The sequence below is a fragment of the Mesorhizobium sp. M0140 genome, from assembly GCF_040322475.1.
Classification (GTDB): Bacteria; Pseudomonadota; Alphaproteobacteria; order Rhizobiales; family Rhizobiaceae; genus Mesorhizobium.
In genome coordinates this window covers 182,645-195,811 of record NZ_JAMYTM010000004.1, presented here as the reverse complement: position 1 = coordinate 195,811, position 13,167 = coordinate 182,645, and the positions used below count along the sequence as shown (strand labels likewise).

12 protein-coding genes, 1 tRNA gene and 1 pseudogene are annotated in these 13,167 nt (G+C 62.2%); 5 read left to right on the top strand and 9 right to left on the bottom strand.

The features are described from left to right. Nucleotides 1-61 precede the first annotated feature (61 nt). Entirely contained in the window at nucleotides 62-1,036 is a 975-nt protein-coding gene (locus NKJ37_RS06385; RefSeq protein WP_352440228.1) for a patatin family protein, read from the top strand. Nucleotides 1,037-1,043: 7 nt separating this feature from the next. Here NKJ37_RS06385 and recJ read toward each other — a convergent pair whose 3' ends face one another. From recJ to NKJ37_RS06345, 8 genes are all read right to left on the bottom strand, one after another. After that, complete coding sequence (recJ, locus tag NKJ37_RS06380; RefSeq protein ID WP_352720258.1) at nucleotides 1,044-2,828, bottom strand: single-stranded-DNA-specific exonuclease RecJ; 1,785 nt, start codon at nucleotides 2,826-2,828, stop codon at nucleotides 1,044-1,046. Nucleotides 2,829-3,008: 180 nt separating this feature from the next. After that, nucleotides 3,009-3,242 (bottom strand): DUF6434 domain-containing protein, encoded by a 234-nt coding sequence (locus NKJ37_RS06375; RefSeq protein WP_023810478.1) that lies wholly within the window; start codon nucleotides 3,240-3,242, stop codon nucleotides 3,009-3,011. A gap of 73 nt (nucleotides 3,243-3,315) precedes the next feature. Next, nucleotides 3,316-4,299 carry a class II fructose-bisphosphatase gene (gene glpX, locus NKJ37_RS06370; protein ID WP_352440226.1) on the bottom strand — a complete coding sequence of 328 codons (984 nt, stop codon included), beginning with the start codon at nucleotides 4,297-4,299 and terminating at the stop codon, nucleotides 3,316-3,318. A 201-nt stretch (nucleotides 4,300-4,500) separates the two neighbouring features. Continuing rightward, nucleotides 4,501-4,668, bottom strand: coding sequence for a Thivi_2564 family membrane protein (locus tag NKJ37_RS06365; protein ID WP_023810476.1), 168 nt, complete (start codon nucleotides 4,666-4,668; stop codon nucleotides 4,501-4,503). Nucleotides 4,669-4,739: 71 nt separating this feature from the next. Further along, a complete protein-coding gene (locus NKJ37_RS06360; RefSeq protein WP_352440225.1) occupies nucleotides 4,740-5,096 on the bottom strand; it encodes a hypothetical protein in 357 nt (118 codons plus the stop codon). 134 nt (nucleotides 5,097-5,230) lie between these two features. Next, the gene (locus NKJ37_RS06355) at nucleotides 5,231-6,544 is read right to left on the bottom strand and encodes a homoserine dehydrogenase (protein WP_023810474.1); all 1,314 of its coding nucleotides are present in this window, start codon (nucleotides 6,542-6,544) and stop codon (nucleotides 5,231-5,233) included. Nucleotides 6,545-6,591: 47 nt separating this feature from the next. Continuing rightward, the gene (locus NKJ37_RS06350; RefSeq protein WP_023810473.1) at nucleotides 6,592-7,809 is read right to left on the bottom strand and encodes an LL-diaminopimelate aminotransferase; all 1,218 of its coding nucleotides are present in this window, start codon (nucleotides 7,807-7,809) and stop codon (nucleotides 6,592-6,594) included. A 44-nt stretch (nucleotides 7,810-7,853) separates the two neighbouring features. Continuing rightward, the gene (locus NKJ37_RS06345) at nucleotides 7,854-8,246 is read right to left on the bottom strand and encodes a hypothetical protein (protein WP_023810472.1); all 393 of its coding nucleotides are present in this window, start codon (nucleotides 8,244-8,246) and stop codon (nucleotides 7,854-7,856) included. 97 nt (nucleotides 8,247-8,343) lie between these two features. Here NKJ37_RS06345 and phaC point away from each other — a divergent pair, with 97 nt between their 5' ends. From phaC to NKJ37_RS06325, 4 genes are all read left to right on the top strand, one after another. Next, nucleotides 8,344-10,179 carry a class I poly(R)-hydroxyalkanoic acid synthase gene (gene phaC, locus NKJ37_RS06340; protein ID WP_023810471.1) on the top strand — a complete coding sequence of 612 codons (1,836 nt, stop codon included), beginning with the start codon at nucleotides 8,344-8,346 and terminating at the stop codon, nucleotides 10,177-10,179. Nucleotides 10,180-10,395: 216 nt separating this feature from the next. Beyond that, a complete protein-coding gene (locus tag NKJ37_RS06335; RefSeq protein WP_023810470.1) occupies nucleotides 10,396-11,643 on the top strand; it encodes a YcbK family protein in 1,248 nt (415 codons plus the stop codon). A 241-nt stretch (nucleotides 11,644-11,884) separates the two neighbouring features. Beyond that, nucleotides 11,885-11,959: transfer RNA gene (locus NKJ37_RS06330), tRNA-Glu, on the top strand. A 351-nt stretch (nucleotides 11,960-12,310) separates the two neighbouring features. Continuing rightward, nucleotides 12,311-12,553 (top strand): DUF6894 family protein, encoded by a 243-nt coding sequence (locus NKJ37_RS06325; RefSeq protein ID WP_023810468.1) that lies wholly within the window; start codon nucleotides 12,311-12,313, stop codon nucleotides 12,551-12,553. A gap of 155 nt (nucleotides 12,554-12,708) precedes the next feature. On the opposite strand, the pseudogene NKJ37_RS06320 reads toward NKJ37_RS06325, so the two are convergent. Beyond that, nucleotides 12,709-12,941 (bottom strand): annotated as a pseudogene (locus NKJ37_RS06320) (hypothetical protein). Nucleotides 12,942-13,167: the final 226 nt, after the last annotated feature.

Sequence of the window (13,167 nt, the reverse complement as noted above, 5' to 3'; positions counted from 1 at the left end):
CACACAGATTCATCATTTCGATACGGCCCGCTCGTATAGTAGCCGTGGGACAAGGGAGATCATGATGCTCGAGTGGGCGTCATTGCGTAACAGACCAGATGTAAGGGAGGCCAACGGCCTGTCCTCGTCAGGCGGCGCGTCCGAAACGAACTCCCAGAAGAAAACAGGCATTTCGCTCGCCTTGGGTGGCGGTTGCGCCCGCGGCTGGGCGCATATAGGCGTGCTGCGCGCGCTCGACGAAGCCGGCATCGAAGTATCGATGATCGCCGGCACCTCGATCGGCGCGCTGGTCGGCGGCTGCTATCTCGCCGGCAAACTGGACGAACTGGAAGAATTCGCCCGCAGCCTGACCAAGCGCCGCATCTTCGGCCTGCTCGATCTCAATTTGCGCGGCAGCGGCCTGTTCGGCGGCATGAAGCTCGATGCAAGGCTGCGCGAGCACATGGCCGGCATTCGTTTCGAGGACCTGACCAAGCCGTTCGTGGCGGTCACCTCCGAAATCCGCACCGGCCACGAAATCTGGCTGTCGAGCGGCTCATTGATCACCGCCATGCGCGCCTCCTATGCGCTTCCCGGCGTGTTCGAGCCGGTGAATTGCAATGGCCGCGTGCTGGTCGACGGCGCGCTGGTCAACCCCGTACCGGTTTCGGTCTGCCGCGCGTACGAGCAGCCGCTCGTCGTGGCGGTCAACCTTCACTATGATCTGTTCGGCCGTGCCGCGGTGATAAAACACAGCGCCGGCGAACTGGTCATCGAAAAGGACGCACCAAGGCCCGGCAAGGTCGACGCCGAGCACCAGTCGCATCAGACGCGGCTCGGCATTACCGGCGTCATGGTCGAGGCCTTCAACATCATCCAGGACCGCATTTCGCGTGCCAGGCTTGCCGGCGACCCGCCCGATATGTCGCTGCAGCCGAAGCTCAGCCATATCGGCCTGACCGAGTTCCACCGCGCCGACGAGGCGATCAACATCGGCTATCAGGCGACGATGGCCCAGATCGGCGAGTTGACCCGGCTGCAGACCGTTCTCGCCTGATCAAAACCTACGCACGCGCCGCATCGGTGATGCGAAACTGCACGGTGCGGTTGCCGTTCCAGTAATTTCCCGACAGCGAACCGGCGACGTGGATCGTCTTGCCCCGGTTCTTGAACAGAAATTCGCCAAGCGCGGTATCGACGGCGCGAAAGGCGATCGCCTGGATGCGGCCGCCGCTTTCCGATTGCAGCTCCACGCGGATGTGGTTGGTGCCGACCGGCCGCGCATCGGCTAGTCGGTGGCGCGGCAGCGCGAAAACGGGGGCAGCGTGCCCGGCACCGAAGGGTCCGGCCTTTTCCAGCGCGTCAAGCAGGCTGAGCGTCGCGCCTTCAGCGGCAAGCGCACCGTCTATGGCCAGGCTTTCCTCGCCCTGCAGGCGGAACACGTCGGCTGCCGCCCGCTCTTCGAAAAACGCCCTGAGCTCACCAAGCTTCGCCCGCTCCACGGTGATGCCCGCCGCCATGCCATGGCCGCCGCCCTTGACGATCAGCCCCGCAACGGCCGCCTCGCGCACCAGCCGGCCGAGGTCGAAACCCGAGACCGAGCGGCCCGAACCGGTGCCGATGCCCACAGTGTTGAAGGCGATGGCGAAGGCCGGCCGGCGGGCGTGGTCCTTCAATCGCGAAGCGAGCAGGCCGACAATACCCGGATGCCAGCTGTTGTTGGCGGTGACGACGATAGCCGGGCCATTGCCGCCGGCAAGCTCTGCATCGGCCTCGGCGCGCGCCGCCGCGAGCATCTCCTGCTCCATCAACTGCCGTTCCTGGTTGAGCCGGTCGAGCGTCTCGGCAATGGTGCGCGCCTCGACCGGGTCGTCGGTCGCAAGCAGCCGGCTGCCAAGTGCGGCATCGCCGATGCGTCCGCCGGCATTGATGCGCGGCCCGATCAGATAGGCCAGATGGAAAGTGCTGATCGGCTCGCCGATGCGCGACACCCGTGCCAGCGCCGCCAGCCCTTCGTTCTTCTGCTGGCGCGCCATCTGCAGCCCTTTGACCACGAAGGCTCGGTTGACGCCGGTCAGCGGCACCACGTCACAGACTGTGGCCAAGGCGACGATATCAAGCAGCGAAAGCAGGTCCGGCGGTGTGGCATCGGCCATGCGGCCGCGCAGGATTCTCGCCGTCTGCACTAGGGCGAGGAAGACCACACCGGCGGCACAGAGATGGCCTTGCCCGGAAAGGTCGTCCTCGCGATTGGGATTGACCACGGCAATTGCCGCCGGCAAGGCACCGCCGACCTGATGGTGGTCGAGCACCACGACATCGGCCCCGGCCTCGTTGGCGGCATCGACTGAAACGGCGCTGTTGGTGCCGCAATCGACGGTGACGATCAGTGTCGCGCCGCGCGAAACCAGTTCGCGCATGGCCTCGGGATTGGGACCATAGCCCTCGAAGATGCGATCCGGGATATAGATTTCCGACGGCACCGAGAAATGCGCGAGGAACCGCTTCAGCAAGGCCGACGAGGCGGCGCCGTCGACATCATAGTCGCCGAAGATCGCCACCTTTTCCCTGGCCATTACTGCGGCGGCGATGCGGGCCGCCGCCCTGTCCATGTCGGTCAGCGATGCCGGATCCGGCAGAAGATCGCGGATCGTCGGGTCGAGAAACCGCTCGGTCTGTTCGGCGGTGACACCACGGCCGGCAAGCACCCGCGCGACGATGTCGGGCACGCCATGGCCTTGCGCGATGGCGAGCGCAATCATGTCCTGGCGTTCTGTCAGCCGATGTTCCCAGGAAACCCCTGATACCGACTGCCTGACATCGAGGAAGAGGCGTTTTTCGCCGGTCATACGCTTTGCCAACTCATCGTTGGCCGCACGACAATGCATGCCGCCCATAAGTGCGCAGCGGTTTTGAGGCCACGACCTGCATTGGCAACAATTTCAACCGCGTCACGTTCACGCGACGCTCTATAGGCCAAAGGCGGGCAAAGCCATGCGATTCACGGGTGTGCGCCGTCCCGGAATAGGTCAAGAAAACTGCGCTTTCCGCTTTTCAGCCTGTCGCCTAAGCCATTCGTCGGCCGCATCGCCCATCGTCTTTTCCACACCGTCCTTGAGCCAGGCCATGAAAGGCCGGTCGAACATGAATGCGTTGCCGCATTCCCGGATGAGAAAGCGACGCACATTCTGGGTGTTGCGATAGGACTTTGTGATGGCGGTGGCACGCGAAATCGGATCCGCATGCCAGTCGAACGGTTTCATCGTCAAATCCCTGCAGCCATCATCGGATGCGCCCGAATGGCTAACAATTGCAAGGCGGCTTCGCAAGCGAGCGTCAGAACTTATCCAGATCCTGATGGCGGGCCTTGATCTCGCGCACCGTCCGCGACGACGAGCGCAGCACGATCGTGTGGGTGGTGATGTAATTGTGGCCGAACTTGACGCCAGCCAGCATGTTGCCGTCGGTGACACCGGTGGCCGCGAACAACACATCGCCGCGCGCCATGTCCTCCGTCCGATAGACCCGTTTCGGATTGGAAATACCCATCTTTGCCGCGCGAGCAACCTTTTCCGCCGTGTCGAGGATCAGTCTGCCCTGCATCTGGCCGCCGGTGCAGCGCAGCGCGGCAGCGGCCAGCACGCCCTCGGGTGCTCCGCCAGTGCCCAGATAAATATCGATGCCGGTTTCTTCCGGGTCCGTGGTGTGGATGACGCCGGCGACATCGCCATCGCCGATCAGCCGGATCGCGGCCCCCGTGGCGCGCACGGCATCGATCAGCTTGGCATGGCGCGGCCGGTCGAGAATGCAGGTGGTGATTTCCGATACAGCGACGCCCTTGGCCCGAGCGAGGCTGGCGATGTTCTCAGCCGCCGAGGCATCGATGTCGATGACGCCGTCCGCATAGCCCGGACCGATGGCGATCTTGTCCATGTAGACGTCGGGCGCGAACAGCAGGCTGCCCTTTTCGGCGATCGCGATGACCGCGAGTGCATTGGGCAGGTTCTTGGCGCAAATCGTCGTGCCTTCGAGCGGATCGAGCGCGATATCGACGGCCGGACCTTTGCCAGTGCCGACTTCCTCGCCGATGTAGAGCATCGGCGCCTCATCCCGTTCGCCTTCGCCGATCACCACCGTGCCCTTGATGGAAAGCCGGTTGAGCTCCTGGCGCATGGCATCCACGGCTACCTGGTCGGCCGTCTTTTCGTCGCCGCGCCCGCGCAGCCTGGCGGCCGCGACGGCGGCTCGTTCGGTGACGCGCACCAGTTCCATGGTGAGTATCCGGTCAAGGCCGGCGACGATGTTCTGGGCCACATTCATCTGGTGATTTCCTCGTTGCCAATGCGGCCCCCCGCCTGAGGCGGGCCTGTTTTGTCAAACGAGCATGACAACGGCAAGACCTGCGGAAGATTTATCGAATAGTCAGCAATATCAATCGATTAAAACGCATTTTTGAAACAAGGCCAGCCGGCCGCAATGAACCGGGCCGGCCTTGAAAGGCGAAAGTTAGACTCTTCGGCGCTAGAAAACCGCAAGATATTTGAGCAGCGAAATGATGCCGATTATGAGGACGATAACCTGCACGATCTGCCTCATCCGGCCGTCGAGCGGCAGGCGCTGAACAAGATAGAGAACGAGGATGATGACGAGGAATGTGATCAGGATGCTGATCAAGGCGGATGAAGCCACAGTGCCCTCCTTAAAAATGATGTGCTGAAACAAGGAAACGAGCCGGCAAACCCGGCCCTATCGCGCCGTGGTCAATACCAGCGGCGCGACGTATCGTTCGTCGACTGACCTATGGCAAAACCGGCCATAAAGCCGAGCAAACCGATCACGCCGACCAGGGCAGTCGTCGTACCGGGGTTTTCGCGCGCTACTTCCGAGACGGACTGAGCTTGGCTGCGCAACTGCTGTGCGGTTCGCGACGCGCGGTTCGCCGCCGTGTCGTAGAACTCGGACGCCTGTTCGCTGGCGTCATCGAGCATTTCCGCGCCCCGCGCCGAAATGCTCTTGTTGATCTTGGTGATCTCCCGGCGCAAATCGGCGATCTGCTTTTCCAGCGTCTTCTGGATGTCGTCGATATTAGGGGTGTCGGGCTTGTTGGTATCGGCCATGAAGCGGTTCCTCTGGTTGCTGACCAAGAGAACGGCGACGACACCAATTCGTTCCCGTGTGGCGGCTGTCCCCACCAGACCGGACCTCAATGCCTGCGGGATCCCTGTCCCGCAGGGGGCCTATCGGGCAAAAGCTACCCTGCCCGCTCGATGCGGATGACCTGCGGCTTGTCGGTCAGATGGCCATCCTTGGTGATGCCATCGACGGCCTTGCGCACGGCGGCCTCGGTCGTCTCGTGGGTGACGAGGATCACCGTTTTTTGTGCCGCCGCTTCGCCGTTGACCGCGTGCTGGACGATCGATTCCAGCGAAATATCGCTGTCGGCCATGCGCTTGGCTATTGCCGCGAACACACCGATGCGGTCATGCACGGTCAGCCGGATGAAGTAGCCGCCGGCATGGCTGCGCATCTGCGCCTTCTTGTAGGGTTTCAGCTCCTTCGCCGGCCGTCCGAAGACCGGACCATGCTGGAATCCTGGCCGGCTCTTGGCGATGTCGGCGATGTCGCCGATGACGGCCGAGGCGGTGGCGTTGCCGCCGGCACCGGGGCCTGATAGCAGCAGTTCGCCCAGAATGTCGGTCTCGATCGCCACCGCATTGGTGACGCCATGCACCTGCGCGATGACCGATGCGGTCGGCACCATCGTCGGATGCACGCGCTGCTCGATGCCGCTCTCGGTGCGCTGGGCGACACCCAGCAACTTGATCCGGTAGCCAAGATCGGCGGCCGCGCGGATGTCGGCCTGGGTGATGTTGGAGATGCCCTCCATGTAGATGTCATTGGCGGCGATCCTGGTGCCAAAGGCAAGGCTGGTCAGGATCGACAGCTTGTGCGCGGTGTCGTGGCCCTCGATGTCGAAGGTCGGATCGGCTTCGGCATAGCCCAGCCGCTGCGCGTCCTTCAGGCAAGCATCAAACGAGATGCCCTCGGCCTCCATGCGCGTCAGGATGTAGTTGCAGGTGCCGTTGAGGATGCCGAACACGCGGGTGACCGAATTGCCGGCCATCGCCTCGCGCATGGTCTTGATGACGGGAATGCCGCCCGCCACTGCCGCCTCGTAGTTGAGCAGCACGCCCTTCTTCTCGGCGATTTCGGCCAGCGCAACGCCATGCTTGGCCAGCAGCGCCTTGTTGGCAGTGACGACATGACGGCCGGCTTCGAGTGCCGCTTTCACCGATGAGCGCGACGGACCCTCGTCGCCGCCGATCAGTTCGACGAACACGTCGATTTCGGCGGTCTGCGCCATCTTGACCGGATCGTCGAACCACTCTGCCGAGCTGAGATCGACGCCGCGATCGCGCTTCGGGTCACGCGCCGAGATGGCGGTGACGATGACGTCGCGGCCGCACTGGCGGGTCAGTTCCACCGCCTTGTCGCGCAGCACGCGCGCCACCGACGCGCCAACGGTGCCGAGGCCGGCAATTCCAACACGCAATGCTTCAGCCATATCCGGCGACGTCCCTCAAAATTCGATCGAAATCGTCTGCGGCAAGCTTACCGATGAGCGGAGAGCGGCACGACATTGTTGGGCTGCTTGGCGCTGGTCGACAAGAAGCGCTTGATGTTGCGCGCCGCCTGCCGGATCCTGTGCTCGTTCTCGACCAGAGCGACGCGCACGAATTCGTCGCCATGCTCGCCGAAGCCAACACCCGGCGCCACGGCCACGTCGGCATGTTCGATGAGCAGCTTGGAGAATTCGAGCGAGCCGAGATGTCGGAACGGCTCCGGGATTGGCGCCCAGGCGAACATCGATGCCGCCGGTGCCGGAATGGTCCAGCCAGCGCGGCCGAAGGCATCGACCATCACGTCGCGGCGCTTGTGATAGATATCGCGCACCTCGGCGATGTCGGCGCCGTCGCCGTTGAGCGCGTGTGCCGCCGCCACCTGGATCGGCGTGAAGGCGCCGTAATCGAGGTAGGATTTCACCCGCGTCAGCGCCGAGATCAGCCGCTCGTTGCCGACGGCAAAGCCCATCCGCCAACCGGGCATGGAGAAGGTCTTCGACATGGAGGTGAATTCGACGCAAACGTCGATCGCGCCAGGCACCTGCAGCACCGAAGGCGGCGGATTGCCGTCGAAATAGATCTCCGAATAGGCAAGGTCGGACAGGATGATGATGTCGTTCTTCTTGGCGAAGGCGACCACATCCTTGTAGAAATCGAGCGAGGCGACCAGCGCCGTCGGGTTCGACGGATAGTTGAGGATCAGCGCCAGCGGCTTCGGGATCGAATGTTTGACCCCGCGCTCGAGCGCCGGGATGAAGCCGTCGTCCGGCTCCACCTGCAGCGAGCGGATGACGCCACCCGACATGATGAAGCCGAAGGCATGGATCGGATAGGTCGGGTTCGGGCACAGGATCACGTCGCCGGGCGCCGTGATCGCCTGCGCCATGTTGGCGAAGCCTTCCTTGGAGCCAAGCGTGGCCACCACTTGCGTGTCGGGGTTGAGCTTCACGCCGAAGCGCCTGCCATAGTAGGCGGCCTGGGCGCGACGCAGGCCCGGAATGCCACGCGACGAGGAATAGCGATGCGTGCGCGGGTCGCGCACGACCTCGCACAATTTGTCGACGATAGCCTTGGGCGTCGGCAGGTCCGGATTGCCCATGCCGAGGTCGATGATGTCGGCGCCACGCGATCGGGCGCTGGCCTTCAGCCGGTTGACCTGCTCGAACACGTAAGGCGGAAGCCGGCGAACCTTGTGAAATTCTTCCATGGCAGTTCCAGACAGCGAAGGGGTGTTGGGCGCGCGCTATATACTTATTTGCAGGTAGGGTCGAGGGTGGGGTCGCATTTGGCTTCGATCTGCCTCAGCGTTTCGTCGCCATGCTTCTTGGCCAGATCCGTCAGCGCCGCCTGGTTGGCGACCTTCGGGCCGCCGCCCTTTGCCGCCTGCGCATTCTCATCCGCCTTCAATTGCGCGAGCTTGGCGTTCTTCTCGGCTTCGGTGAACTGCGACGCCGCCACTTGCGGCTTGATGTTCAGGTTCGGAAAGGTGCCGGTATCCTTCGGCCCCGCACCCGCAGCGACAGGCGTCGGGCCATTCGTGTTGGTGCTCGAGCACCCGGCAATCCCGATGAGGACGATCGCCACGCCGATGCGGCAAAAACGTCCGGCACCGAAAAAAACAGTCTCGCCAATATTAATCGTCATATTGTTTCCCTGGCAGCCGAGGTAGAGCGAGATTGGCCCGGTCGGATGTCCCATGTTAATATGTCAAGAAAAGGCCTCGGGAGGAACCCCGCCAACCATGTCCAAAACACCCGATTCGGGCAAAGCGGAAGATGACGAGCCTTCGACCGTCGAGCAATATCTGGTGAAGGACCCGGAACGCTTCGCCCTGAACATGGCGCGCATGATCGAGCAGGCCGGCAAGGCAGCTTCCGCCTGGGCTGAGCCGCGCGAAAAAGGCGACGTGCGCGACCATGTCGCCGAGCCCGTTGTCGATATGGTGAAGACCTTTTCCAAGCTCAGCGAATACTGGCTTGCCGATCCGCAGCGCGCGCTGGAAGCGCAGACGCGGTTGTTCTCCGGCTATATGACGGTCTGGGCCAACGCCATTCAGCGCACCAGCAACGCCGCGCAAGACACCGAGGACGCGGTCAAGCCGGAGCGCGGGGACAAGCGCTTCCTCGACCCGGAATGGGGCCGCAATGCCTTCTTCGATTTCCTCAAGCAGGCCTATCTCGTCACCTCGCGCTGGGCGGCCGATCTGGTCGAGCACGCCGAAGGTCTGGACGAGCACACCCGCCACAAGGCCGGCTTTTACGTCAAGCAGGTGTCCAACGCCATCTCGCCGTCGAATTTCATCCTGACCAATCCGGAACTGTTCCGTGAAACCGTCGCCTCGAACGGCGAAAACCTGGTGCGCGGCATGAAGATGCTGGCCGAGGACATCGCCGCCGGCAAGGGCGACCTGAAGCTGCGGCAGGCCGACTACTCCCCCTTCGAGATCGGCAGGAACATCGCCACCACTCCCGGCAAGGTGGTCGGCCGCAGCGACGTCGCCGAAATCATCCAGTACGACCCGGCCACCGAGACGGTGCTCAAGCGGCCCCTGCTGATCTGCCCGCCATGGATCAACAAATTCTACATCCTCGATCTGAACCCGCAGAAATCCTTCATTCGCTGGGCGGTTGAACAGGGCCACACCGTGTTCGTCATCTCCTGGATCAATCCGGACGAGCGCCACGGCACCAAGAGCTGGGAAGCCTATATCCGCGAGGGTCTGCAATATGGCCTCGACACGGTCGAGAAGGCCACCGGCGAACGCGACGTCAACGCGATCGGCTATTGCGTCGGCGGCACGCTTTTGGCGGCGGCACTGGCGCTGATGGCGCAAGAGGGCGACGACCGCATAAAATCGGCTACGTTCTTCACCACGCAGGTCGACTTCACCCATGCCGGCGACCTGAAAGTGTTCGTCGACGAAGAACAGGTCGCCGCTGTGGAAAAGTCGATGAGCGAAAAAGGCTATCTCGACGGCACCAAGATGGCGACCGCCTTCAACATGCTGCGCTCAGGCGACCTGATCTGGCCCTATGTCGTCAACAACTACATGCGCGGCAAGGATCCCCTGCCCTTCGACCTGCTCTACTGGAATGCAGATTCCACCCGCATGGCGGCGGCCAATCACTCTTTCTACCTGCGCAACTGCTATCTCGAGAACAACCTTTCGCAAGGCACGATGGAACTGGCGGGCCATACGGTCTCGCTCGGCGACATCACCATCCCGGTCTACAACCTCGCCTCCAAGGAAGATCACATCGCGCCGGCGCTTTCGGTGTTCCTCGGCTCGAAATATTTCGGCGGCACAGTCGAGTATGTGATGGCCGGATCGGGCCATATCGCCGGTGTCGTCAATCCGCCGGCATCCAACAAATACCAGTATTGGACCGGGGGTATGCCGACGGGCGACTTCAGCCAGTGGATAGCCAATGCCACCGACCATCCAGGATCCTGGTGGCCGCACTGGCAAGACTGGATAGAGGCCAAGGACAACACGCGCGTGCCTGCCCGCAAACCGGGCAAGCATATGAAAACCTTGGGTGATGCTCCCGGCACCTATGTGAAAGTACGTGTGTAACGGACTGTAATGTGTGGTGAGTTGACGGACCGCCAAAAGCGGGCGAAATGGTGTCGTCAACCATCAAGCGGCCGTAATTCGGCAATCACCGCAAAAATACTTTCAGGCTTGCGGATTTGACACAGGTCTCGTTTCCGGATCGGAGACAAAGGTCACCCTGGCATCGACGCATGCGTGTGGCGCCAAGGATATACCGACCGGACATCGAGGGGGAATTTGACTTTGAAATCAGCAGGATGGAGCCTCGCAAAGGGAGAACGCCGCGCCATTGTGGCAGCGCTCTGCTCCTTGCTTCTGGCCTCCTGCACTTCGGCTGGCGACCCGACAATGTCGGTCGGAATGCCCGGTTACAATGCCACCGCATCGGACATAAACGCGGCCTCCAGCGGCAAGGCGATCGCCTCCGATTCGTCTGATATCACGACCGAGCAGACGACGGTGATGACGGCAAGCGATACGGCGCTGCCTGAAAAAGTCGCCTACGTGCCTATGTCCAAACCGGGAGCTGCCTTTCCGCTGACCACGCCGGCGGGCGCCGAAACCATCGTTGGAAACACGCCGCAATCGCTGACGCAGCAGGCACAGACCGCGCGCCAAACCGACGCGGTCGCCCAGCAGATTGCCGCGGTCGACGGCGACGTGGCGGCGCCGAAGCCCGCTGCCGTTCCGGCCATGAACAACCCGGTCTATGTGACAGCTGGCGAGATGCCGCAGGCCGAAGCACCAAAGAAGAAAGGCTTCCTCGCCTCGATGTTTGGCGCAACGCCAGCCTCGGCGACACCAGCCCCCATCATCAGCAACGCCCGGACGGGCGAGCAGCCCCCGGCGCAGGCAAAAGCGGCGCCAGCAGCGGCAAAGCCGATCATCACGCTTGCCTCGGCCAGTTCCACGGCCAAGCCGGTGCAGCTGGCTTCGCTCGGCGGCGATACCGGCCACGTCACTGGCAGCGATGCCCTGCCCGGCGTGCGCCAAACGGCCCTGTTCGAGATCAAGCGCAAGTCCGGCCTCGATGACGAAAGCGACGTCGACCTCAACGAGGATGAGGGGCCAATCGGCGGCTCCTATCAGGTTGCGTCAGCCGCCGGCATGGCCCGGTTGGCGCCCAACGGGCTGCTCAAGCAGAACGAGAGCGTCGACGTGGCCTGCCTGAAGCCGTCGCTGGTGCGTGTGCTGAAGACGATCGAAGGCCACTACGGCCGCAAGATGACGGTGACGTCAGGCTATCGCGACCCGGCCCGCAACCGGCGCGCCAACGGCGCCAAAAATTCGCTGCACATGTATTGCGCCGCCGCCGACATCCAGGTGCCCGGCGTTTCGAAATGGGAACTGGCGAGCTACATCAGAAGCATGCCCGGCCGCGGCGGCGTCGGCACCTACTGCCACACAGAATCAGTTCACGTCGACGTCGGCCCCGAGCGCGACTGGAACTGGCGCTGCCGCCGGCGCAGCGGCGGTGACGGCTAGCGCGGATCTGAGATCGGCTGGCGGCCAAGATCGTTCCGTTGGGCATCCCGAATATCGGATTGGCCGAAGCCTTCCCAACTTCATCATTCCGGAGCAGAGCGATGCGGCGTCCCCGCTAATCGTCAAGCTCGCCAACTTCGGGAAATCGTTGATTTGGCAGGCCCGGAAAAAAGTTGTCCAAGGTGGCACCTGACGGGTTGCCGGTTGCGCACAACGCCAGTATAAGCCGCTTCGTCTGAGCGCGCCCATCGTCTAGCGGTTAGGACACCGCCCTTTCACGGCGGTAACAGGGGTTCGATTCCCCTTGGGCGTACCAGATCTTTCAACGACTTAGCCGAATCTGTACCCCATTCGTCACATAAGCGTCGAATAAGCGCAGCGAATTTCAGCGGACGTTCGCGCACAAACCGAATCAACGTGACTGAGAAAAGCCCGCCACCGTGAGGTAGCGGGCCAAACGCGACAGTTCAGGCTGCGCCGCCTTCCGAAGCGTTGACCGCCTCTTCCAATACTTCTTCCGGTAGGAACGACCAGAGCAGCGCGTCAATGTCCTCATGCTTGGTCCGCGAATATGTCGGGTGCGAGCAGATCGAAGTTGGCTTGGTGGACTGGATAACCAGCAAGTAGCAACAAGGAAACCTTTTTCGGGGTTAGGAATTAAGGCCATATGGCCCGCTTCTTCTTTGATCTAACGGACGATGGCGAAGTGTTTCCCGACCCTGAAGGCACCGAGCTTAAAAGCCGGAAAGCCGCTGAAGATGAGGCAGCAACAGCGTTACTCGAAATAGCCAAAGACCAGATGCCGGAAACTTTCAGGAAAGTTGCCATCCGTGTCCGCGACCACACCAGCAAGCCGCTATTCACCGTGAAGGTCACGTTCGAGTGGGTGCGTGAACTGCCCGATGGATGAGGACATCGCCTTAGAGCTATTCATTATGGCGGCGCACCGACGCCAGCGACATGCGGTCGCTGAGGCAGACAACATGCTTTCGGCCATCGCGGAGACGCGCCGCACAATCGCAGAGTCGCGCAAGCTGCTAGAAGGACTAACCGACACGTCAGGCCTTAAGTGGGTAGCACCGGCCCAGTAGTGTTCCACCGGATGAACTCGACTTCCCTTCCGGTCACATCCCGCACGGCTTTCAAAAGCACCTCATGTAAGACGCGTGTCTGTCTGTAGTGGTCGCAGAGCGGCGATATGAACGGCTTGACGATGCTCAGGTGCAGCGCTTCCGCTGCCACCAGAAAGCGCTCGATTCAACCTGTGATAACTGCTTGGAAGGTTTCGATCGGGCCATTTGTGCGAACTCCGTTTGAGGGGATCGCCGCAACGGAAGGATTATATTCCTCATCGCCATCGGGCTGGCAAGCGACCGTAGTCGGCCCGATCAAGCAGCCGAGCATCGAGCGCGAGCATCAGCGGCTAAAGCGACCTAGCACCCGGATCGACCTTTCTTGATTTGTGAAGCCTTGGCTTCGGCAGCAAGGCGTTGTTCTCGAAGTCGGGCAGTTTTTGTATCTCGC